The sequence below is a fragment of the Acidisoma sp. S159 genome (assembly GCF_009766125.1).
Lineage (GTDB): Bacteria > Pseudomonadota > Alphaproteobacteria > Acetobacterales > Acetobacteraceae > Acidisoma.
Window position 1 is genome coordinate 1 of the sequence record NZ_LMUG01000004.1, and the last position, 23297, is coordinate 23297.

Annotated in this window: 16 protein-coding genes, 1 tRNA gene and 4 pseudogenes; 8 read left to right on the top strand and 13 right to left on the bottom strand. The window is 60.8% G+C overall.

Annotation, left to right across the window (positions count from 1 at the left end; all coding sequences use genetic code 11):
• The first annotated feature begins 434 nt into the window (after positions 1 to 434).
• From GSQ92_RS01660 to bluB, 6 genes are all read left to right on the top strand, one after another.
• Positions 435 to 1964, top strand: coding sequence for a UbiA family prenyltransferase (locus tag GSQ92_RS01660; protein WP_159012863.1), 1530 nt, complete (start codon positions 435 to 437; stop codon positions 1962 to 1964).
• Positions 1964 to 2401: a GtrA family protein gene (locus GSQ92_RS01665; RefSeq protein WP_159012864.1), complete on the top strand. Its 438-nt coding sequence runs from the start codon at positions 1964 to 1966 to the stop codon at positions 2399 to 2401. The genes GSQ92_RS01660 and GSQ92_RS01665 overlap by 1 nt, the downstream gene beginning before the upstream one ends.
• A 141-nt stretch (positions 2402 to 2542) precedes the next feature.
• Positions 2543 to 3787, top strand: a complete 1245-nt coding sequence (locus GSQ92_RS01670) for an FAD-binding oxidoreductase (RefSeq protein WP_216856708.1) — start codon at positions 2543 to 2545, stop codon at positions 3785 to 3787.
• Positions 3784 to 4548 carry an SDR family oxidoreductase gene (locus GSQ92_RS01675; protein WP_216856709.1) on the top strand — a complete coding sequence of 255 codons (765 nt, stop codon included), beginning with the start codon at positions 3784 to 3786 and terminating at the stop codon, positions 4546 to 4548. The genes GSQ92_RS01670 and GSQ92_RS01675 overlap by 4 nt, the downstream gene beginning before the upstream one ends.
• A gap of 106 nt (positions 4549 to 4654) precedes the next feature.
• On the top strand, positions 4655 to 6169 hold the full coding sequence (locus GSQ92_RS01680; RefSeq protein ID WP_159012866.1) for a hypothetical protein: 1515 nt from the start codon (positions 4655 to 4657) through the stop codon (positions 6167 to 6169).
• A complete protein-coding gene (gene bluB, locus GSQ92_RS01685; protein WP_159012867.1) occupies positions 6166 to 6837 on the top strand; it encodes a 5,6-dimethylbenzimidazole synthase in 672 nt (223 codons plus the stop codon). Before GSQ92_RS01680 ends, bluB begins: the two co-directional genes overlap by 4 nt.
• A 63-nt stretch (positions 6838 to 6900) precedes the next feature.
• Here bluB and GSQ92_RS01690 read toward each other — a convergent pair whose 3' ends face one another.
• The 5 genes from GSQ92_RS01690 to GSQ92_RS01710 form a co-directional block, all read right to left on the bottom strand.
• On the bottom strand, positions 6901 to 7836 hold the full coding sequence (locus GSQ92_RS01690; RefSeq protein WP_159012868.1) for an ABC transporter permease: 936 nt from the start codon (positions 7834 to 7836) through the stop codon (positions 6901 to 6903).
• A complete protein-coding gene (locus GSQ92_RS01695; protein ID WP_159012869.1) occupies positions 7833 to 9353 on the bottom strand; it encodes a sugar ABC transporter ATP-binding protein in 1521 nt (506 codons plus the stop codon). Before GSQ92_RS01695 ends, GSQ92_RS01690 begins: the two co-directional genes overlap by 4 nt.
• A 157-nt stretch (positions 9354 to 9510) precedes the next feature.
• On the bottom strand, positions 9511 to 10665 hold the full coding sequence (locus GSQ92_RS01700; RefSeq protein ID WP_159012870.1) for a substrate-binding domain-containing protein: 1155 nt from the start codon (positions 10663 to 10665) through the stop codon (positions 9511 to 9513).
• Positions 10666 to 11359: 694 nt separating this feature from the next.
• Positions 11360 to 12244 carry a LysR substrate-binding domain-containing protein gene (locus GSQ92_RS01705; protein WP_159012871.1) on the bottom strand — a complete coding sequence of 295 codons (885 nt, stop codon included), beginning with the start codon at positions 12242 to 12244 and terminating at the stop codon, positions 11360 to 11362.
• A 534-nt stretch (positions 12245 to 12778) separates the two neighbouring features.
• A complete protein-coding gene (locus GSQ92_RS01710; protein WP_159012872.1) occupies positions 12779 to 14257 on the bottom strand; it encodes a mannose-1-phosphate guanylyltransferase/mannose-6-phosphate isomerase in 1479 nt (492 codons plus the stop codon).
• Between the two features lie 207 nt (positions 14258 to 14464).
• Between GSQ92_RS01710 and GSQ92_RS01715 the strand changes: the two genes are divergently transcribed.
• Positions 14465 to 14538, top strand: a tRNA-Gly gene (locus GSQ92_RS01715).
• Between the two features lie 54 nt (positions 14539 to 14592).
• On the opposite strand, the gene GSQ92_RS01720 is transcribed toward GSQ92_RS01715, so the two are convergent.
• The 7 genes and pseudogenes from GSQ92_RS01720 to GSQ92_RS01745 all read right to left on the bottom strand — a co-directional run bounded on the left by GSQ92_RS01720 (position 14593) and on the right by GSQ92_RS01745 (position 19782).
• Entirely contained in the window at positions 14593 to 14802 is a 210-nt protein-coding gene (locus GSQ92_RS01720) for a hypothetical protein (RefSeq protein WP_158805881.1), read from the bottom strand.
• Between the two features lie 94 nt (positions 14803 to 14896).
• The gene (locus GSQ92_RS01725) at positions 14897 to 15421 is read right to left on the bottom strand and encodes a MucR family transcriptional regulator (RefSeq protein WP_159012873.1); all 525 of its coding nucleotides are present in this window, start codon (positions 15419 to 15421) and stop codon (positions 14897 to 14899) included.
• 469 nt (positions 15422 to 15890) lie between these two features.
• Positions 15891 to 15995: pseudogene (locus GSQ92_RS01730) on the bottom strand (IS481 family transposase); the annotation flags it as partial.
• Between the two features lie 387 nt (positions 15996 to 16382).
• Positions 16383 to 16586, bottom strand: a pseudogene (locus GSQ92_RS30720) (IS110 family transposase); the annotation flags it as partial.
• A gap of 671 nt (positions 16587 to 17257) precedes the next feature.
• Positions 17258 to 17992 carry a glycosyltransferase family 2 protein gene (locus GSQ92_RS01735; RefSeq protein WP_159012874.1) on the bottom strand — a complete coding sequence of 245 codons (735 nt, stop codon included), beginning with the start codon at positions 17990 to 17992 and terminating at the stop codon, positions 17258 to 17260.
• 767 nt (positions 17993 to 18759) lie between these two features.
• Positions 18760 to 19098 (bottom strand): annotated as a pseudogene (locus GSQ92_RS01740) (transposase); the annotation flags it as partial.
• 18 nt (positions 19099 to 19116) lie between these two features.
• Positions 19117 to 19782, bottom strand: coding sequence for a class I SAM-dependent methyltransferase (locus GSQ92_RS01745; RefSeq protein ID WP_159012876.1), 666 nt, complete (start codon positions 19780 to 19782; stop codon positions 19117 to 19119).
• A 1041-nt stretch (positions 19783 to 20823) separates the two neighbouring features.
• Here GSQ92_RS01745 and GSQ92_RS01750 point away from each other — a divergent pair.
• Positions 20824 to 23088, top strand: a complete 2265-nt coding sequence (locus tag GSQ92_RS01750; protein WP_159012877.1) for a right-handed parallel beta-helix repeat-containing protein — start codon at positions 20824 to 20826, stop codon at positions 23086 to 23088.
• Between the two features lie 25 nt (positions 23089 to 23113).
• On the opposite strand, the pseudogene GSQ92_RS29920 reads toward GSQ92_RS01750, so the two are convergent.
• A pseudogene (locus GSQ92_RS29920) lies at positions 23114 to 23297 on the bottom strand (IS630 family transposase); the annotation flags it as partial.

Sequence of the window (23297 nt, forward strand, 5' to 3'; positions counted from 1 at the left end):
CCATGATCCATGTCGCCATGGGAAGCCTGCTTTTACGCCGGATCGCCCATGACTGACCTTTCTCAAACGGACTGTAAGGTGACGACGGGGCTGCCAAGGCACACGGCTCTAACGGCGGCCATTCACCCTCTGCACTGACCGAATAGACGCAGATAAGATAAAATCCCTGGCGACCTCGTTCTGAAGGACCCCTTCTTGAAAGAATTGTTACGGATTGACTGGATAATTTTTGGCCCGAAACCGCGATCCCCGTAGTAAATACCCTAGCTATCCGATGTGATTAGCGCCTCCGGACCCCTCGCCAAAGAGCCAACTCGAACGGCGGGCACCATTAGTTACCCTATATCGATCAAGACCCAACCGACGAAACGAGGCATCAGTGTCTGCAGGGCAACCGCTGTCGTGGATGACGACTCCTCGTGGCTGAGGGTGTGATGAATTTTGAACCGGCGTCTCTGGCGCGGGCGACGGAGCTGCGTGACCGGGAAACCCTCTCCCCGGCCGGGGTCGTCGTCGATTCGCCACGTGATGCGGTTCCCGACGACGCGGCGCTCGAACCACCGCTCGTAGTCGATCTCGACGGCACTCTCCTGCGTTCAGATCTGCTGGTCGAAAGCTTCTCGGCAACGGTCGCGACGCGGCCGCTCAAAGCGGTCAGCGGCCTGTTCGCCTTGCGCCATGGCAAGGCAGCACTGAAGGCGCGACTGGCCCAGGATGTCCAACTCGATTTCGCGCCCATGCCCTGGAATGAGGACCTGCTCGACCTGCTCGCGGCGGAGCGAGCGCGGGGCCGACGCCTCTATCTGGCTTCCGCGGCGGATCGATCCCTCGTGGAGGCCGTGGCGGCGCATTTTGGCTTCTTTGACGGCGTCTTCGCCTCGGACGGCACCACCAACCTCTCCGGCTCCGCGAAGGCCGCCGCACTCTGCGCAGCCTTCGGCGAGGGCGGCTTCGATTACGCCGGCAATGACAAGGTCGATCTCCAGGTCTGGGAGAAGGCGGCCGGCATCCTGGTGGTCAATGCTAATGCCAAGCTGACGCGGCAGGCGGTCAAACGCTGGCCCGAGGCGACCGTGCTGGGCCAGCTGCGCACCGAGCCGCGCGCCTATGTCAAGGCAATGCGGGTCCATCAATGGGCCAAAAATCTGTTGCTGGTCATGCCGATGCTCGGCGCCCATCTCATTGACACCGCCGATGTCGTGCATTGCCTGATCGCCTTCATGGCGTTCAGCCTCTGCGCCTCCAGCGTTTATCTGATGAACGATCTCGCCGATCTCGCGCGGGACCGGCGGCATCGCACCAAACGTCTACGGCCCTTTGCCGCGGGCACCGTGCCGATGCTGCACGGGCTGGTGATGATCCCGGTTCTGCTGATCGCGAGCTTTGGCCTCGCCGCGCTGCTGCCACCCTATTTCGTGGCCCTGCTCGCGATCTATTACGCCATCACGGTCGCCTATTCGATGGGGCTGAAGCGGCAGCTGATGGTCGATGTCGTGGTGCTGTCTTTGCTCTACGGCATCCGGCTCTATGCCGGCGCCGTCGCGGTCGGCGTGCCGATGTCGGCCTGGCTGGGCGCCTTCAGCATGTTCCTGTTCACCAGCCTAGCGCTGATCAAGCGCAGCGCCGAGCTCGCCGATCGCAGCGCCAATGGCCTGGGCGATCCTTCCGGCCGTGACTACAGGCTTTCGGATCTGCCGATACTCGAGGCGCTGGCCGCGGCAAGCGGCTTCACAGCGGTGCTCGTCATGGGGCTCTACGTCAGCAGCGATGCGGTGCGGCTGCTCTATAGCTCGCCTAATCGGCTGTTCCTGATCTGCAGCGTGCTGGTCTACTGGCTCGGCCGTATCCTGGTGCTGACGCATCGCAACGAGATGCATGAGGATCCCGTGTTTTTTGCCGTCACCGACCGGGCCAGCCAAGTTTGCGCCTTACTCTGCCTCGTCATTTTCGCCGCGAGCCTCTAATGCAGCCCGCAGTTTTAGCCCTGCCCCGCGCACCGCGCCTGCCGCTGGCCGTCCGCTATACGGTCTTCGCCGGGATCTCGACCGCCATCAACCTCGCGGTTCAGGCCAGCGTCATGGCCCTCTATGGCGGACCCTTCGCGCTGGCCGTGGCGATGCTGTTCGGCACCGGCTCCGGCATCCTGCCGAAATACTTCCTCGACAAGCGCTGGATCTTTAACGATCGCTCGACCGGCCTCGACAACCACGCGCGCAAACTCACGCTTTACACGACGCTTTCGGGCGGCACGACGCTGATCTTCTGGGCGACCGAATTCCTGTTCGACCGCATCGGTCATGGCGGCTCGCTGCATTATCTCGGCGCGGTGCTGGGGCTGGCCATCGGCTACTGGACCAAATACCATCTCGACCGGCGCCTGGTATTTGACCGTACGATATGAACCCGCTGGGTATGCGCTTACACCCACTCCTGCGTGTTGCGGGTAAAGCCTGCGCCAGCGCAGACTTGTGGCATAGCCACTAAACCAATGCTTCTGAACAGCTGGGGGCGGTTTCCGCGGGTGGAGTGCCGGGTGCGGGGCATGCGGGAACCGGCGGATGCGCAGGCCGCGGTCGCGGCCGAGGCAAGCCTTATCGCGCGGGGCAATGGCCGCTCTTACGGCGATGCGGCGCTCAACCCGGCCTGCACGCTTTCGACGCTGCCGAGCGGTCGTATCCTCGCCTTCGATGCCGCAAGCGGCCGGATTACCTGCGAGGCCGGGCTGCTGCTCGCCGATCTGCTCACCTTCGCGGTGCCGCGCGGCTTCTTCCCGCCGGTCACGCCGGGAACCAAATTCGTCACAATCGGCGGCATGATCGCGGCCGACGTACATGGCAAGAACCACCATACCGCCGGCACCTTCGGCGCCCATGTCGAAAGCCTCAGCCTACTCACCGCCCACGGTGAAATCCTGCGCTGCGCGCGTGACGAAAACGCCGAACTCTTCGCCGCCTGCCGCGGCGGCATGGGGCTGCTCGGCATCATCCTGGACGCGACCTTCCGGCTGATCGCCATCGAAACCCCGATGATCCGGCAGGAGACCCGGCGCGCTGCCAATCTCACCGAGGCCATGGCGCTGCTGGAAGACACCGCCGCCTGGACCTATTCCGTGGCCTGGATCGATTGCCTTGCCCCGACGGGCCGCTCGCTAGTCTATCTCGGCGAGCATGCACCGCGCGCGCAGGTGGCGGAGCGGCTGGCCGTACCAACCCGTAAGTCGCGCGGGGTGCCCGTGGATCTGCCGCGCCTCGCCCTCAGCCGCCACAGCGTGCGGGTCTTCAACGAGCTCTATTACCGGCGCGCCAAGCCCGGCACGGCTCTGATCGACTACGACCGCTACTTCTACCCGTTGGACGCACTACTCGACTGGAACCGCATCTATGGGCGGCAAGGCTTCGTGCAATATCAATGCGTCATCCCGCTGGCCGCCTGCCCGGAAGGCATGGCGGTACTGCTGCGGCGCATCGCGCAGGCGGGCTGTGGCTCCTTCCTCGCCGTGCTCAAGCTATTCGGCGCGGAGGGGGACGGGCTGTTGTCCTTCCCGACCGAGGGCTATACCCTCGCCCTCGACTTCCCGGCGAGCATCCCGGTTTTCAACCTGCTCATCGAATTGGACGCGATCGTTACGGATTTCGGCGGCCGACTCTATCTCGCCAAGGATGCCCGCTCCGGCGCTGCGATGATGCGAACCGGCTATCCGCGGCTCGCGGAGTTCCGCCGGCTCCGCGCGGCCATGGATCCCGCGGGCAAATTCGCCTCCATCCAGTCGCAAAGGCTCGATCTGTGAACGATACGCCCGGCTCCCGCCCTGGCTCTCCCGGGGACGCCGTTATGATCCTGGGCGCGACCTCCGATATCGCGCGGGCCCTGGCACGGGCCTATGCCGAGGCGCGTCATTCGCTGGTCCTGGCGGCGCGGCGGGCCGAAGCGCTCGAGCGCGATGCCGAGGATCTCCGCCTGCGCTACGGCGTCACGGTGGATATCGTCGGTTTCGATCTGCTCGACTTGGCAGCGCATGTGCCGCTGCTCGATCGCTTTCCCGAGGCCGAGACCGTCATCATGGTCGCCGGCCTGCTCGGCGAGCAGTCGCGTTCCGCGACGGATCACGCGGAGGCGGAGCGCGTGATGAACACCAATTACGTGGCGCCTGCGCTGTTCCTAGGCGAAGTCGCCAACCGGCTGGAGCGGTTGGGACGCGGCACCATCATCGGGATCAGCTCGGTCGCCGGGGATCGCGGGCGGGCGAGCAATTACATCTACGGCTCGGCCAAGGCGGGCTTCACCGCCTTCCTGTCGGGGCTGCGCAACCGCTTGGCGGCCAAGGGCGTGCGGGTGATCACCGTAAAGCCCGGCTTCGTCAACACGCGCATGACGGAGGGCATGAAACTCCCTGCCCGGCTAACCGCTGAGCCAGCGGAAGTCGCCCGCGCGATCCGTCTGGCGACCGCGAAAGGCCGAGACGTGATCTATGTCCGGCCGATCTGGTGGCCGATCATGACGGTGATCGGCCTGGTGCCTGAGAGAATATTTAAACGCATGAAGTTGTGAGTGCTTGGTTCAAGCTGGCATCAGGAGTCTTGATCGGCAGCTCGCGCTACAATCCTGCGCCAGCCCCCGGTGCAGAGTTGAACCAAGATTTTAAGGACAAATTTCCATGCTGTCACCGCTGTCCCGATGGGGGTCTTTCCTTCTCCTGCTGAGTGCGGCGGCGATTTTGAGCTTTGTCTTCGCACATGCGGTGTGGCCGCTCGCGCTGCCGCCGCCTTGGGAAGATGAGATCCATTTCCTGATTCCAGCGGTCAGCTTCGCCCATGGCAACGGCTTCTCGGGCGCGCGGATGCTGACGCCGCAGATCTACTGGATGCCGAGCGGCTATTATATCCTCAACGGCATCGTCTTCTTCCTTGCAGACCATGCCGGCCTCCGCCTCGCCCGGCTGGTCTCCTTCCTCTGCGTCACCGGGGCGGCGCTGATCCTGCGCCATGTCGTGGCGGTCGTTCTCGGCGAATTGGATGAGCGGCGGCCGGTGCTCGGCACCGCGCTCGTTCTCGTCTGGTATCTCAGCCTTCCGGTCGTCTTCGGCGCGGATATCGCGCGGCCCGATGCGCTGGCGCTGCTGACCACCCTGGCGGCGCTCGATTGCCTGCTGCGCGGCCGGCTGCTGGCGGGATTCGCTTTCGCCGCCCTCTCCGTCATGGTGCATCCGCTGCTGGCCTTGCCGGCCTGCGCCGTGGCTTTCTGCGCGCTGCCGATGCTGCGCCCGTCGCGCTGGAACACACTGCGCGTGCGGTGGTGGGAATGGCTCGTCCTGGTGATTGCCATCGCCGTGGTGGCGGTAGAAGCCGAGCGCCTCGCGGGCGATTTTGCAGTCTATCGTGCGCATTGGGCTTTCCAGCTGTCGCGCAAAGCCGGGCGCCATGCCGGTGCCGCGGTTAAGCTCTCCGCCGTGGTGACTTTCGTCGCGGCCTGCTGGGCTTTCGTGAGCTGCTGGCGTAGCGGCTGGGTGGAGGCGAAACTATCGCCCATGCTGGCGTGGCGTTTCGCGCTGGTCTTCGGCATCGCCGCCGTCTTCGCGCATCTGACCGGCAAGGAGATGTGGTATTTTCCACTCCTGTTGCTCGGTCTGCTGCTGATCCTCTGCGCGCTGCTGGGCAGCCTGCGCGCGGAAAGCGTGGCCCGGTTTGGTGTTTTGGCGATTCCACTCGCCGCCGTCGCGGTGCTTGCCGGGCTCGCGACCTGGGGCATTGGCCTTCGGGCACATGGCGTCTATGGCTTTCACGTCCAGCCAAGCGTTCTCGCACGCATCGACACGGATTTGCGTGCCATGACGGAGACGACGCACGACCTGCTCGCGCATGAGGATGCCAAGGCGGCGCTGGTCGATCCGTCCCTCTATTACCCTTATCTCGGGCAGCGTGCGGCGACGCTGCCGCAAGACTTCACCTGGAATCCGCTCAGCCGGCCGGCGGATATTGGCTTCGATCATGTCGTGGTGCTGAAGAAAGGCTATCCCTCCTTCGCGAGCGATTTCCCCGCTGGCTTGCTGCCGGGCTATGCCTGCACCGCCGAGAAGGATCTCAGCAGCGCCGATGGCCGCTATGTCATCGGCATCACGACGGTGACGCGCGGCGCGGATGCGGCCCGTCCTTATGTGCCCTGCGCGTCTTGAGCGAAGGGGGCACCGCAACGGATGGGCCGGAGGGCCTTCCGGTCTTCGACGATACCTTTCGCCTGCGTCTGCTTGAGCTGTTCCGCTGGCGGCGCGACGTGCGCCACTTTCGCGCGACGCCGGTAGCGCCTGCGGTTCTTGAGGGATTGCTGGAGGTGGCGAGCCTGGCGCCATCGGTTGGCCTCAGCCAGCCCTGGCGCTTCGTGACGGTCGACGAGCCGGCAAGACGCGCCGCCGTGCGCAAGAATTTTGAAAACTGCAACGCGCGGTGTCTGGCGAGCCAGGCGCCTGAACGCGCCGCCTCCTATGCCCGGCTGAAGCTCGCCGGTCTCGACGAGGCGCCGTGCCATATCGCCGTCTTCGCTGATCCCGATCCCGCGCAAGGCCATGGGCTGGGGCGCGGCACCATGCCCGAGGTCACCGCCTATTCGGCGGTGATGGCGGTGCATACGTTATGGCTCGCGGCGCGCGCCTTGGGCTTGGGTCTGGGCTGGGTCTCGATCCTGGATCCGGCGAGCCTTATCTCAGTGCTGGAGGTGCCCTCGGACTGGACCTTCATCGGCTATTTCTGCTTAGGCTATCCGAGCGAGGAAGCCGAAGTCCCGGAGCTGGAACGCGCCGGCTGGGAACAAAGACGCAGCGCCGCCGCGACACATATAAGGCGGTGAATAGTTGGTGGCTCACGCCACAAGTCTGCCCTGGCTCCTGGCACGCAGCCCTCCAACCAAGACTCATCTTCTATTCACCGACACCGCCAGGATAATAATCGCACCCTTGATGATCTCTTGCACGCTGGTGGAGAAGCCCATCACGAGCAGGCCGAAGCCGATGATGCCGATGAAGATGGCGCCGATCACCGAACCCAAAATGGTGCCGTAGCCACCGAACAGGCTGGTGCCGCCGATGATCACTGCGGCGATTACGTCGAGTTCCAGCCCCGCGCCCAGGCTCGGATTGCCCGCGGTGCTGCGCGCGGCCAGCATCATGCCGGCCAGCGACGCGGCGCTGCCGCTCAGCACGAAAGCCCAGATCTTCGTGCGGTTGACATTGATGCCGGAGAAACTCGCCGCCACGGCATTGCCGCCGACCGCCAGCACCCGCCTGCCAAACAGCGAGACGTGGAGCAGATAATAGCCCAGCAGCACGACCAGCAGTGTCCACCACACCGGCGCCGCGATGGTCAGCAGGCTGCCATTCCACAATACGTTGTTGATGCCGTTCTCGACGATCGGCACCGGCATCGTATTGGTCACGGTGAGCGCCGCACCTGAGAAAACGCTCAACATGCCGAGCGTCACCAGGAAGGATGGGATCTTCAGCCGCGTCACCAGCAGCCCATTGACCGCGCCGATCGCCGCCCCCATCGCGAGCGTCAGAATGGCGCCGAGCCAGGAGGGCAGGCCCGCATCCAGCAGCAAGGCGAGGATCATGCCGGCAAAGCTCGCGACCGAGCCGACCGAAAGATCGATCTCACCGGAGATGATGACGAAGGTCATGCCGATCGCGATGACCGAGACGATCGCGGTGATGCGCAGGATCGCGCCCGCCGTCGCGAAGGAGGCGAAGTTGGGTGCGACGACTGCAAAAAAGATCGTGACCGCGAGGAAGATGACATAAGTGACGTGGTCGCGCAGTAGGCGCAGCACGAGCGAGCTCTGTGTATTCACGCGATCACCGGACGTTTGGAGGATGCGACTTCGTCTTGCAGTATGGCCCGCAAACCCGCCTCGTGCAGGCCGGGCTCGGCCTCGCGGGTGATCCGGCCATCGATCATAAGCAGCACTCGGTCGGCGGTCGTCGCCAACTCTTCAAGCTCGGAAGAGATCAGCAACACGCCGACACCCTCGGCCGCCGTGCGACGCATCAAGGCGCGCATCTCGGCCTTGGCATTCACATCGACGCCAGAGGTCGGCTCGTCGAGGATGAGCACGCGCGGCGAGGTCGCGAGCCATTTTGCGAAGACCACCTTCTGCTGATTGCCGCCGCTGAGTTCGGTGGCGGCCTGGCGTGGGCCGCGCGCATTGATGGCGAGTGCGGTACGGAATTTCCCGAAAAGCGCATCGGCCGCCGAGCGGGAGAAGATCGGCCAGCCGCCGCCGAACCGCAGCCGGTCGAGATTGGGCAGCGAGATATTGGCGGCCAGCCCCTGGTCGAGCACCAGACCCTCGCGCCGCCGGTCCTCCGGCACCAAGGCGAGCCCGGCTTTGGCGGCATCGGCCGGATCGCCCGGCGGTACAGCGCGGCCATCGACCAGCACCTCGCCCACGCGGTCCGGCAGCAGACCGAACAGCGCCTTGGCGAGGGTCGAGCGGCCGCTGCCGACCAGACCGGCGAGACCCACCACCTCCCCCGCCGCGACCGAGAAGCCGATATCGCGCAGCTTGCCGGCGGTGCTGAGGCCCCGCACTTCCAGTGCCGGTGTGCCGGGCCGCGCCGCACTGCCGCGGGCGAGTTCGACCGCCGCGACACCGCGCGACATCAGGCCGGAGATATGGGCGACCGAGGTCTCCGCCGGGCGCATTGGGCCGATCAGCTGGCCGTCTTTGACCAGGCTAATGCGGTCGCTCACCGCGAAGATCTCGGCCATGCGATGGCTGATATAGACGATGCCAATGCCGCGCGCTTTCAGCTCGGCGATAATGCGCATAAGGGCGGCTTCCTCATGCATGGTGAGCGATGAGGTCGGCTCGTCCATGATCAGCACCCGCGCGCCGCGCGCGACCGCCTTGAGGATCTCCACCATCTGCCGCTGCGCGAAGGGCAGCCGGCCGATTTCCGTCTTGAGGCTCAGCGCGAAGCCATAGAGTTCGATGAGCTTTGCGGCTTCCCGCCGCATAGCGCGGCGATCGACCCACCAGCCGGCCCCATAAGGTTCGCGGCCGAGGAAGATATTATCGGCGACGGTGCCATTGGGGACCAGGCTGAGTTCCTGGAAGATCATCGCGATCCCCTGGTTCAGATGCTCGCCGACCGTGCGGCCGATGATTTCCTCGCCGTCGAGGGTGATGGTGCCGGCATCCGGCTGATAGACCCCCATGAGGATCTTCATCAGCGTCGACTTGCCGGCACCATTCTCGCCGAGCAGGGCATGCACCTCGCCGGGTTCGAGCGTGAAATCGACATCGGAGAGCACGCGGTTCTGCCCGAAGCTCTTGGTGATGCCCCGCATCTCGATCAGCGACATAATGAGTCCTTGCGATTCAAGTCGGCACCAGCCCTCACCCAAGCACCCATCAGCATACTGTCGTGGGTGGCCGGGCGGAGGTAAGGGCTGGCGCAGGCTTGATCATCAGAGAAAGCAAGACTGCGCGCAGTCTCTGATGATCTCTCGACGCATTTTCTTAGAAACACTGCCCTGCGCAGGCGGCGATGACGTTTTGCGGCGGGGGCTGATGCGTCACCGACTGCAAGGCACTCAGCAGGTTCAGCTTCTTCACACGCAGCGTCGGTACCTCGATATAGGGCGGCACTTTCTCACCCAGCAGCGCGGTCGCCGCCGATTTTGCCTCGGCAACGCCCTGGTCGAAGGGACGCTGGGATCCGACCGCGTAGAACTCGCCACGCGCGACAAACAAGGCGCTGTCGGGCGCGATGTCATTGGTGGTGACATTGATCTTGCGGCCTAATGTCTTGGCGGCCGCAACGACCTGCTCGGCTGGAGTATCCCAAGCGGCGAAGATGCCCTGGATCTTGGGATGCGCCGTCAACATCGAGGTCGCGACGCTATAGGCCGCATCAGGCGAGGCGATAGTGCCAATACCATCGAGCTTGATGCCCGGATATTCCTTGAACGCCCTAAGCGCACCAACCTTCCGCACGGCAACCGAGTAGTAGTAGTCGTAGACTAGCGTAACGATGCCGACCTCGCCCTTGCCGCCCATGGATTCCGCTAGCTCTTTCGCGGCGTAGTAGGCGTTCTTCTCATTGTCGGAGGCAGTGACCGAGACGTAGTCCTTGCCCGGCGCCATATTGACCGGGACATTATCCAGGAAGACCAGCTTGATGCCGGCCGCCGAGGCCTGCTTATAGGCGGCGGATTCGCTCTTGGGGTCGATTGGGATCGAGAAGATAACGCTCGGCTTGCGCGCGATCATCTCTTCGAGGTCGCTGATCTGCGTGCCCGGATTGAATTTCGCATCGGTTACGGCCACGACCTTGATGCCGAAGCCCTTCAGCGTCTGGGTGATGCCCTGCACCTGCAGGAGCGGCCAGCCTGCCGCCATGGTGTGCATCACAATGCCGGCAGTGAAGTGGCCGGCCTTGAGCTTGTCGATTTGATCAGGTGTGAAGGTCAGCACATCCGGCGAGGCAGCGGGCGCGCCATTTGGATAGCCCGGCACGATCTGTCCCGTGGGCGTCAGCGGCAGCGGCGTCATGAGCTCCTTCGCCGCAGGCGGAATATTATCGGGCCAGCTATAGTTGTCGGCGAGCGCCGAGCCGCCCATAGTGGCAAGCATCAGAGCTGCGGCAGAGACCAGGCTTTTATACAGTTTCATCGCTTTCTCCCTTTTTCGCTTCTACCCTAGGCACGTCCGCATCGTGGCAGCGCAGCCTTCCAGCTGCGCTGCTCTTTCTTTTGGCGAGCCGCTCTAGCGGTGCGGGTGATTCCCTCTGAACCGATGTTGCTCTCGGAAAGGGTCCGAGAAAAGCCCGAGGCGTGTGAAAAGCCTGCGCCGGCCGGGCCTCAGCCATTGGAAGAGCCGAGCGTGATGCCGAATGCGCGCAGCCAGTTCTGGATTTCCGCACCTTCACAGCGGCCGGCTTAATACCCGCCGCAGCAGCGCGGGGCGGCACCGCGGCCGCTTCAACGGTCAATGGCATAGGCTAGCACATTGCGGGTCGAACCGAAGGCGATCTCATCGACCGAGATACAGCCCCCGCGACCGCAATCCCTCGATCACCTGGGAATCTAGCAGCGCAACGGAATGCCAAGCATCGCCCACCACACCGCGTCTCGAAATGCCGAATTTGGCGCGCTTCGAGGGCGATAAAATTCGTGCATCGCCGACACAACACTTGATAAAGTCGAAGTTATAATGCGCCTGTTTGCGGATCTCGATCTCGGCTCCCGGACACCCCGCGCTCAACGAACCCGCTACAACGGAAACACATCACGCTGATCTGGTGGGATAGGGTCTGTTAAGAATGCGGCGAGCGGAATGAATGCGCGAGCAGCCTGTGCCGGCCGCTTCATGAAATCGCATCATGCAGCCAGTCCGCGAAGACACGAGCGGCCGGGCTGAGCCTATCGAAACGTGGCGCGACCAGCCAATAGCTGCCGAGAGAAACCGTTAGATCGAAAGGCGCGACAAGACGGCCCGCCGCGATGTCATCCTTGACCAAGACAAGATCGCCCAAGGCCACACCGTGGCCGCGCAAAGCCGCCGGAATGACCAGGGCGCCGTCATTGAACAGGGGGCCGCGAGCTGTTTGCGCGGAGGGGATGCCCGCCTGCTCCATCCAGACCGCCCAATAGAGCCGCCCATCCTCATGCAGCAGGGTATGGCCCGTGAGGTCCTCGGGATGGCGCAACGGCGGCCCCTCTGCCAGCAGCGTGGGCGACAGCACGGGCGTGGCCAGGCTTCGCGCCAAGCGCTGCGCCTCGACGCGCGGCCAGCCCGTTGCCGACACGCCATGGCGGATCGCGAGTTCGGCGCGCGACGTGCGAAACTCGATGACACGCGAATCGGAGAGGATCTCGACATCGATTTCGGGTCGCAGGGCACGAAATCGATCGAGACGCGGCACCAGCCAGCACGCCGCGAAACCGGGTTCCGCGCTGACTACCAACGAGGCCGCGGCCGAGCTCGGGATCATCTGCCGCAGAGCGCTGTCGATCTCGTCGAAACTCTGTGTAAGGCGGACGAGCAGGCGCGCCCCGTTTTCGGTCAGGCTGACGCTGCGATGATGCCGCTCGAATAAAGCAAGGCCAAGGCTACGCTCCAGCTCGCGGATCTGCCGGCTGATGGCAGCCTGGGTGACGAAGAGTTCCTCCGCCGCCTGGGTGAAGCTAAGCAGCCGCCCGGCGCTCTCAAAACTACGGAGGGCTGTCAGCGGAAGGCGTCCGCGCCGCATCGCATAACCTCAAGTTATCCGAAACCGACCATAAGCTCGTTTGAGCGGCGGCGCGAGGGGGCATTCTGTCTAGGCAAGGAGGACGAAACTATGCCGTTCCTGCAGAGAATTTTTGCCGATCTTTTCGGACTTTTGACGTTCCAACATAGCGGAGTTCCGCATTGGCACGACCAAGGCGACGAGGCGTGTCCTCGTAATTTTGACCTCGCTGACCGGCTAAGCCTGCCGCCGCACGATGCGACGCAACCCGTCTTCACTAAGGAGAAATCAGCCCGGTCTTCGGAGAATGAAAATGCGCAAACCCATCATCTCGCGAAGGCGACCGCGACGCAGAATATCGAGGGCGACAAGGTTGGCTTCGCCACAAGGCGTCGGCAGCGTCTATAAGATCAGGCTGGTCGACCAGCGGCTGAAGAAATGGAACCGCAAGGTCTATTCCGCTGCAAATACGCGATCGTCCTGAGCGTGCTCGCGCCGATTTCCTACCGAGCGGAAGGTTAGGCGGCGGACAATGCTAGCGCCGCCGGCTTCGCCTCAGTTTCGGCCGTAGGTGTCCTCAAGGCGCACGATGTCGTCCTCGCCGAGATAGGCGCCGGACTGGACCTCGATCAGAGTGAGCGGGATCTTGCCGGGGTTGTAGAGGCGATGGACGCAGCCGAGGGGCAGGTAGATGCTTTCGTTCTCGCGCACCAGGACCTCCTCGTCGTTGCAGGTCACGATGGCGCTGCCGGCGACCACGACCCAATGCTCGGCGCGGTGGAAATGCTTTTGGAGAGATAGCCGCTCGCCGGGCTTGCAGACGATGCGCTTGACTTGGAAACGGTCGCCCTCGGTCAGCACCTCGTAATGGCCCCAAGGGCGGTAGCTGATGTTGTGCATGATCGCCTCGGGCCGGCCCTGAGCCTTGAGGCGCTCGACGATTTTCTTCACGTCCTGAGTGCGGTCGCGATGCATGGCGAGCACGGCATCCTCGGTCACTACGATGACCGCATCCTCCAGCCCCAGCACCGCGGTCAGCATGCCGTCGCTGCGCACGTAGCAGCGCTTGGCATCCTCCAGCAGCACATCGCCGACCGCAACGTTATTCGCGGCGTCCTTCTCGCCGAGTTCCCAGAGCGCGCCCCAGCTTCCGACATCCGACCAGGCGAAGTCGGCAGCGATGACGGCGGCGCGGTCGGTGTGCTCGGCGACGGCATAGTCGAGGCTGATGTTCGGGCAGGCGGCGAATTCGTCGCGGCCGAGGCGGATGAAGTCAAGGTCGGAGGTGCGGGCTTCGACGGCGCGACGGGCAGCCGCAAGCACGCGGGGGGCGTGGCGCTGCATCTCCTCGAGGATGGTGCCGACGGTGAAGACGAAGATGCCGGAATTCCACAGCACCTTGCCGGTCGCGATCAGCGTGGCGGCCAGCGCCGCGTCGGGCTTTTCGATGAAGCGGGCGAGGGCATGGGCCTCGGGTGCTTCCGGCAGCGGGTCGCCCATCTCGACATAGCCGAAGCCGGTTTCGGGCGCGGTCGGGCGGATGCCGAAGGTCACGATACGGCCGGCTCGGGCGACCTTCGCGGCGGTCAGCAGGGTGGAGCGGAGTTTGGCTGTGTCGGGGATCTCGTGGTCGGCGGCCATCATGCAGATGACGGTTTGCGGGTCGTCCTGCGCCAGCAGCAGTGCGGCGGCGGCGATGGCGGGCGCGCTATTGCGGCCGACCGGTTCGAGCAGGATGCGGGCGCCCTTGACGTTGGAGTCCCGCATCTGCTCGGCGACCAGGAAGCGATGGGCTTCGTTGCAGACGATGAGGGGCGGTGCGAATTCGCCGCCGACGGTGCGGAGCGCCGTTTCCTCGATCAGGGATCGGTCGGAGACGAGCGGCCAGAACTGCTTAGGGAAGCTTTCGCGCGAGACCGGCCAGAGGCGGGTACCGGAGCCGCCGGAGAGGATGACCGGAACGATGCGTCCGGCGGCTCGGCCGGTCTTAGCCAGGCTGCGGGCGGCGAGATCGGGCGTGATATCGGAGGACATGGCGGGCCTGCTTTCTTGGGTCGGGTCTTTAAATCAAGGCGAGTGGCTGAAAGATGGCGCTAACGCCGATGGCGATCTGCGTCGCGGAAGCGACGCGCTCCCCATAAGCAATCCAGCCGTAGGATGCCATTCGTCTAATGTCCGCAAGAGCGACTTTACCCTGCCGGCGGATCGGGTAAGAAGGCGGCGCTGCAGCAAGGCGACTGAGCGGGCTTGGCAGAGTGGTTATGCAGTGGTCTTCCCGACCAAAGGTATCGGTTCGATTCCGGTGGCCCGCTCCAATCGCAATCTCGGCAAATCTCCCGTTCCGCCGTAATTCATGCGACGCGTGGCTCTTAGCTTCGCGCGGCAGCGATGTGCGCCTCGATCTCCTCGGGCGACAAACCGTGACGCTGCGCGAGGATCTCGCGCAGATCGACCTCGGTATGCCCGGCGTTTTCTTCGCCGCCCTCCGGTTCCTGCTCCGGCCGATCCGACGGCTCGGCCGGCACAACCATGAAACGGCCCTCGCCGATAGGAACGACTGTCACGCTTGATCTGGTCATGATCCCAACCCCTGCTTTACCGGACGACTCTAGCCGAGAGCCTCCGACCTCCGGAAATCGAGATGCAAGCGTGATCCGCCTTGCGCCACGGCGATCACCTTGGGGAAGCCTTTTTTCTCCCCCTGCGACTTTCAGGGATTCGACGGATCGGCGGCCCGCCGAGGGCTTGGTCCCCAGCCTGAGCAAGGGGCAGTTCCTCGCCCTCTGGAGCAACCGGCGATTTTCGTCCCAAGCCGGCCTTTTTGGCGAGTTTCGACCGGGTCGCGGCGTAGTTAGGCGCGACCATTGGATAGGTGGAAGGCAGTCCCCAACGCTTGCGGTATTCTTCTGGCGTCAACCCGAAGGACAATTGCAGGTGCCGCTTAAGCGACTTGAGCTTCTTCCCGTCTTCCAAACATACAATGTAGTCTGCGAAGACGGATTGCTTAATCGGCACCGCGGGCTTGGGTCCCACGACTGCGGGGACGGTCGCTTCGCCGCTTAGCCCGCCAATCACCAGATGGACCGATTTGATCAAATCCGGGAGGGCATCGGGGGATACCGTGTTTCGCGACACGTAAGCCGACACAATCTGGGCGGCGAGAGACGTCAGGTTCGACCTAGGAAAAGGGGTGACCATTCTGTTCCCAATAGGTAGCGGCGAGTTACAGTTACTGATGGAATATTTTAGCTCAAATTAAGAAGTATGTAGAGATATCCAGTTGCGGAGTTGCGCTGGTGCTCCGGCTACTACGAAATAGGCAAACCGCCAAGGTCCTTGAATAAAAAAAATACGTTTTGTTTCTCCTCATTAGCTCCTGAGACGGATCGCCCCTGCCCTCACAGGATTGATGATGCCTGGACGTTCCTGAATTTGCAACGAACTTAGTCAGGCACCAGTCGTTTGCTACGCTGCACGGAGCTCGCTCGTCTTTCGAAGTGTTGGTGCATTATGTCCAGGCACGTGTTGCCGCACAGGACAGGGTCGTCGCCGATGCGCGATGCGCCGGCTCACCGTCAGGATCGGCAGACAAATTCGCATGGTGTGAGACCGTTGAGCGTCTTCAGTCGGCGGCCGGCGCCTCAAAACCCTTCGCGGCCTCACCCCTTATCCCGTAGCGCTTCGCCAGAGACCTCAGGCTCGCTTGACTATGCTTTAGCGCTCGACGGATTGCCGCAGTCGTTGTGGCGCTCCCGTGGTGAACTTGCCCCATAGTGCCTCCTTCCAATCCGCCGAGAAGAATGCACCATCAAACCCTGGGATCAAACATCTCTCATGTTCGCCTCTTCAAGCTGCAGGCGTCAGATTCCTATGACCGTCTGCGGTCTGTTCAGCGTAGCCGCAGCTAGGCAAAGGGGCAAAGGCAGGAGACACGATCAAGAAACGACGGTTGATCATGCTCTGATACGCGGGTTGTTTACCGCCGGACCGGTGATGCGTCGCGGAGCGTCCTCTGTCTAGCAACCAGCGTCGGATGACATCCGGCTGTAGATGTTTTCGAGGGTTCTCCTAGCCGTGACCGTGCCTCCAGCCTTACCTAACTTTGGTCTGTCAACAGGAACCGAGTTCCTCCGTCGTGGTTTCAGGTCGATCAAATACGTCATGCGGCAGCAGGCTGAACCAATCGGCAAATCGCCCAAACGAAGCCGGCCAGTTCGCGGGCGATCGCCGCCGCTACAACGTTCGCCGGTTTGCCCGAACGAGAAAGTCTGCGATATCGCCCACATAGCCGCGTTTGGGCTTTCCAGGCCGTGTCGCAAACTGCTTTTGCCACTCCCTCCTGCCGGAGCAACAGATCTCGACTGGTCGCGGTGCCTTAGCTCGGGAAACGCCTTCGCGTGCGAGTTCGCGCATGCGGGTACGACCATAGACGAAGGCGCCAGCAAAAGCGGGATTTTTGGATTTTTTAGGATCGCTGCCACAGAACGAATTGTCGCTCGCGCCCCGTGAGGATCGCCATGCTGGTCGCGGCGTGGGAGGTCAAGGCCACGATCGTTGAGTATGCGCATGACCTTCGCCACAGTTCGGAACTTCGTAAACAGATCAAACACAAGTCCAAGTCGCTCCCGAACTGCCAAATCTGGATCCTGGACGACCACTCCACTCGGATTACGGATAAGGCCGATCGGTAAGGAGAGCTGGAGTTCCCCCTTCCGTAAGAGCACTCGAACGATCTCCGATCGACGCTCAGATGTGTTTAAACAAAGAAGGCCGCGGGATCGATGGCGCAGAGGGTACTGCAGAGGCTTTCACCGGGAAAAACGGATCCTAGACTAGGAATCGCTTGAGCAGGCCGTAGCTCCAGCCGGTCGCAAGGTAAACGTCAAGATCGTGTCTCGCTTGGTCCGAACCTGCGACGCCTCAGTGAGGATTGTTAGTTCCTCCACCGAAACGCCCTGGCATTCCTGCGCTGGGCGTCAATGCGAGTGATGCTACGATACCTTCCACAACACCAAATTGATCTTGAACCGACTCTTAACTTTCGCTGGCGAAGGAATGCCCGCTGGCCGTCTTTGTCGCTGCGATCCACCGTACATTCGGTAGTCGCGGAGGGGAAGGCGGAACATAGCGATCGTCTCTTTTTCTATGAAGCAAGGCCTCATTCCGCTCCGTGCTCCGGCTTAGCCCTGCTGTTCCCGCTCCCTTAAAGAGCAGGACCGCTGTCGAAAGCTCCGCTAGGATACCGCCTTTAAGCTTCCAGACAAATTCTAAGAATGTGTCTTCGTGACCATACGCTCCCGTAAAATCGAGGTCATAGCCACCTGACGACTCGAACCCCTTGCGACTCACAAGGAACGTGTTCACGTGGCTATGGATGAATTCCCGCACACCAATTAGCCGGCGTCCAAAGCGATACATCTGCTTGTCACTGAGTTTGGTTGAGGCCGCAATGACATTGCGGAGGCCTTCTTCATCTAGAATATGATCAATATCTGTAAAGAATACACCTCTCCCAGACGCCAAGCTAAAGCCAAGGTTGCGAGCTCCAGCTTGGTTCCACGGGATATCATCCAGAATCCGGATATACTTCACATTGAGTTCTCCAAAGTCTATCGACCCACCCTCGGCGCTTCCGTCGTCGATGAATATCACCTCAATATCATCTCGTACGTCCTTTGGGACCTTAGACAACATCGAAGCGACCCGGCGCGCCTGCTCCAGGTTGTTATAAAAGTGCGTGACATAGCTCAGTTGAACATTAAAAGTCATTCGGTTGCTCGTTCCGAGTAAGCCGGCGGGGAATTAACACAAATCGATCTCAACTCGTAGCTGCAGCGCCTTAGGAGATCCGTCTAGATATCCACCTTTGCCCTCCCTGATACAGTCTGGTCGCTAAAATGGTTAGCAGCATGCACCATACAAGGGTTGCTTTGAATCGCCATGGATTTCCAGACGCTCTAATCTGTAGTAGCATGTAACCATGAAGTCGAACGGCACGTATGGCTTAGGATCAGAAGATGGCATTCGTACGCTGCCTACCAGCCGGATCGATTGCCCCTTGTCTCCTGGACCACTCTTGAGCCCATAAAGGCACTCTTTTGCAAACACCACACTGCCTCTCCCATTTCCTCTAACCCTCCACACACGGTCACGCGGGCCTTTTCTAACTAGATTATGACAGCCCCCTACCGAACTGCCTACCCGCTCCGCGATTTGTCGGTATTGCGTAGGAATGGCCATCGCCAAGCGCCGGGGCATAGCGCGGTGGTGCGATACAGGAAGTTCGCGGTGTCCCGAAGCCTTAGATCGTCGCGAAGACAAGAGTAGCGCGCTAATTAGCGGTGATCTTGCGCCGCGTGTGGGCCAACGGCAGCGGCTTCCGTTGCGGCTAGCACGTCGCCGCGGCCGTTGCGGCGTGACGGTCGGAGTTCCGGATTCCGGTTAAACGCGCCCCATTTCTGAAAGGGCTGCAGAACTTCAGCCGGCCCCGGCTATCGGAAGGCGATACTAATACCGAGCCTCGTTGATCAGGACCGCTATGCCCAGTCCTGAGATCCGATTGAGGTGATCCTCCAGGGTTGATCGGCCAGTTTGTTCCAGGCGTAGCACCAATGGTCGACGATGCTCTCGTATGAAGAAAATACGCGACTGCATAACCAGTTGTCGCGTATGAACTGCCAAATGTTCTCTTGCGGGTTCAGCTCGGGGCATTTCGGTGGCAGCGGCACGATCGTGATGTTCTTCGGGACATTCAGGCTGGGCGACATATGCCAGCCGGCCTGATCAAGTAGGAGGGCGGCATGCCGGCCTAGTGTGACGCTCTCCGAAATGACCTTCATATGCAGGTCCATGGCTTCAGTGTCGCACAAGCTCATATCAGCTAGAATGCACGCTCACATCTTTTGGAAGCGCGCCTTGTAGGGCTCGGCCAAAAATCCAAGAACCTCTTTTTTTGCAGTGAACTCGTCGACCGCCTGTCTCACGCTTGGCCAGATTTTTCCAGATGGATCATAGTCATCCATAACAACGACTGCACCAGGCTTAAGTAGGGGCCACCATCTCTCAAGATCGGCAAGCACGCCCTCATAGTCATGCGCACCATCGATGTGAATCATATCAATTTCTATAGCGAGCGCTTGAAGTGCTACGGCCGCATTGCCAGAATCCAAAGGTAGCGGAACGATAACGTCCTGCAACTTCTGCTGCACGACGTTAGCTGCAAACGTGTAGTAGAGGCTCGGGTAACCAAAGACGTGGCATAGATCCTCTCGATATGCAGGTCTTATGGAATGCTCGGACGACCCTAACCAAGTATCCACTGCAACTATCGCAGCATCGTAGTTTATAGCTTTGACTCTTTTGGCCATCGTCATCGTGGAAAGCCCCTTCCACACTCCCACTTCCACAATGGTGCGCGGTCGGAACTCGGTAATTGAATCCGTGAGAAATCTGTGATGAGAATTCCACCCTTGCATATCGGGAGAGTATAGTTTCCGTGGAAACCCCTGAAAAGGGTTGGCGCCATGGCAAATTTTTTGCACTAGCTCGTCGTAGATCACTGACGGAATTCCTGTTTTTCAATCTTATCGAGCCTATACTACTTGCATCTCGTGGCAGGTCAAACGGAGTTCTTTGAGAGTGGCATGGCCGGACCAGCCGGACAGAGGATTGATGCCGGAGTGACGTATTGGTGCCGCCGATACACTGTCCATCTCGGTTCTGACCAACTCAATCGGATCCACGCGTCGCTCGGTCAAACACCTGATCCACCGCCTGCGGGGCTCGGCATCCGTTCCTGCCTCTAAGCTTGGCTTTGGCCATTTCTTGTCGGGCGATGGTCGGCGCGGGCTCTCGGAATGCGACGTGCTCCATGATGCCGGCATCGAGAGCGCTACGGTATATGGCGGCAGCAAATCGCGGATCGTCGGCTAGTCGCTTTAGGTCGGTGTGATGCTGCAAAGCCATGTTGTCGATCAATGTGTCCTCCACCAGTTCGGCATCGACTGGCACGACAATACCACAGGTCATGGCGAAGGCCGCAGGCCAGCAAAGCCGGGCAGCAAACGTTAGTCCGGGTTCAGCGCTATCTGTCAGGGATTCATCGACTAGCCACGTCTCATTGTCGCGAAGCACGTCCTTTACGACCAGCCCCGCGGTCTCATGATGGGATTCAATCCGCCAGAGAGAAAACTGAGCTGACGAATGGCGTCCAGTGCGTTCGCCTCATCGGACCCGGGCGAAAGTGCCGTCGCTTTCGCGTACCGATCGATGCCCTCGAGCGACCCGGCTTTGCCGAATGAATATACCTCATAGTCTAATCGTCTAGTCGTCTAGTCGTCTAGTCGTCTAGCCGCGGAACAAGAGGTTGGCATCCAATCAGCTACGGTGTATCGCCACTAGGGCGTTGCGCACCACAAAAAACGGCATGGTTAAACGCTTCAACGGCTATAATGACGAGTTGTCGGAGATCGTTCCCCACCTTCCGGCAGACCTCGCCCTGGTAGGAAGTCCCATCAATCCACATTTCAAATACGGGCATCCATGGGCTATAACCCTGAGTCTCATTACGAGTGTTTAGGCCACCCTTTAGGACACACTCCATGAAGAATTTGTTGCTCTTCGGAGCCGCGGTGTTTCCCCTCGTTTCGTCGGACGCCCGCTCTCAGAGCGTAGTAGTCCCTAATGTGAGCTGCCAGGACAAACATTCTGGTGCATACGCGCCGAACGAGACGCGTACGCAGGCCAATTCGACAGCGATAGGCCCAACCGCGATCGGAATCGAGATCGAACGCAAGAAATCTATCAGAGCCGGCCTCCCCATGGGGGGGAGAACTACCTCTTGGACCCCCTCAATCGCGGATCAGATCACGCTCAATGCATCGAAAATGGTCGCGCAAGGCGCCTTTATGGCCGCCTCTCTCCAACAGAGGTTTGCGCGGATTGATAATGTGCAACTCGACTTTGGCGTCAAAGCGGACGAGCTGCAGATTGTCGGTTGCTCAATCCCTGCCAACTCTACCGCACTTCATTGTCCAGGAGCAGCATTTGTTCCCTCAGATGTAGGAAAATCGTTAACTGTCCGTGGGGCCGGTGCTGCGAATGAGCGGCCTGATGCCACGATCATAGCAGCCTACGTTGATCCTTACGATGTGACACTTTCGAAAGCCTCCATCATGCCTGCGCCACTCTACTATGACGCAGCGGTAGCGCCGGCGACTTCGACGGTCACGTCGTCTTACAAGCCCGGCGATTCCATCGCCGTTGCTGGCGGAAGCTCCTATACCAAGAACTCGGGAAAGATCACCGTAGCAGCGACGCAACTCGCGTCCGCCGCAATAGCTAGCGCTGGTTCTGGGGGAACGACTGGAGCATGCATCTTGACCGGTACAACCGGCGCCTGGCAGACGCCTGGAGGCGCGCCATTCCAAATCAACGGCACAATCTTGGGTGGAATGCTCTCCGCTCTCGGAAGCATCTTGGCTCCAGGTGCATATAGCACCAACCCCTCGACGCTGGCGGCTGAGCCAGTCACCTCCAACTGTGGTCTGACTGGCGCCACTCTCCGCGTTATAATGGGGCCACGAAGCTATACGCTTCCGACCCGCACCCAATACGGTCCCCCTCCTCTGGTGGGTGCATATACTATTTTCCCAACCTCTCCGGCCGTAACGACAGCGGACAGTGGGACCGGTGCAGGAGCAATGGTGACCCTGACAAAGGGAACCACTGGTCTGGTCACTTACGGAACGAACAACACGACTGCCCTCCAGAATGCGCTGAACGCGGACCGCGGGAAGGCCTACCTCTTCGTGCCTCACGGTAACTATCTCACAGGCCCCCTCGCGGTCCACTCAAACACCGACATCAAAATTGACGGCGCACTGTTGTTGGTCGGCGGCACGCAAGGGTCGATGTTTACGCTTGATCCAAATGCCGAACGTGTTTCGTTCCATGGCAGTGGAACACTGGATGGCAACTGGCTCGACAACACCGCTGGACACGGTTCACCATCTCGTTTAAGCCTTGGCATTTGGTCGGGAGACGCGGGAGCCGTAGGTTCCCCCGTTGTCACCAAGGTCTCGATAACGCACCTCTTGATAACCCACTTTGTTAATGCTCCAGCGTCCTTGTCAGGTTCAGATTTGTTCTTGGGCGACGGCTTGCGTATGACGAATTCCGAGAATTCACCAGGTTTTGTCGGAAGCGACACTACTGGTTTTGTGGCTGATGATGTTTATGTCTCCGGGATCACGGACGATGTCGGATTCTCGATCTATAACGGCGCATCTGACGGCGTGATTGCCAACTCAACGTTTACAAACAATCTAGACGGGCTGTCCTTCTTCAACGACAGTGACTCTTTTCCCGCGAGCCACAACGTCATAGTACTTAACAATCGCCTGTATAATAATCTAGTCCACGGAATGGTCCTTGGTCAGGGAGACAATACTCGCACTGTTCTCCACGCGAACATCACTATTGTTAAGAATGACATATACCAGAATGGGCAAAGTGGCGCTGGCTATGGCCTAGTTATTTCGAATTGCCGAAACTGCTTAGTGATTTGCGACCGAATCCACAATGATAGCAACAACAGCGTCCGGAGCACTAGCGGCATTACTCTGTCACCAAACTCCACCGGGACCATTATAAAAGGGGTGACGATTTATGATGAAGGTCTTCCTGGGTCGAACAGTGCCGGTATTTCCGATGCCAGAGAATTCGGCGTTCAAATTACAGGGACCTCCATATACGATGATCGTCCCGCTCAAGGGATGAAGACTGGCATTTCCGGGACAGTCGGCTCGCGCAGTCAATTCTTTGACAACCATATCCGGGCCTTTCGTCCCCTTTTATCACACTAATACCAAGTCTCGTTGATCAGGACCGCTATGCCCAGTCCCGAGATCCGATTGAGATGATCGTCCAGGGTTGATCGGCGAGTTTGTTCCAGGCGTAGCAGCAATGGTCGACGATGTTCTCGTATGAGGAAAATACGCGATTGGATAACCAGTTGTCGCGCATGAACTGCCAAATGTTCTCTTGCGGGTTCAGCTCGGGGCATTTCGGTGGC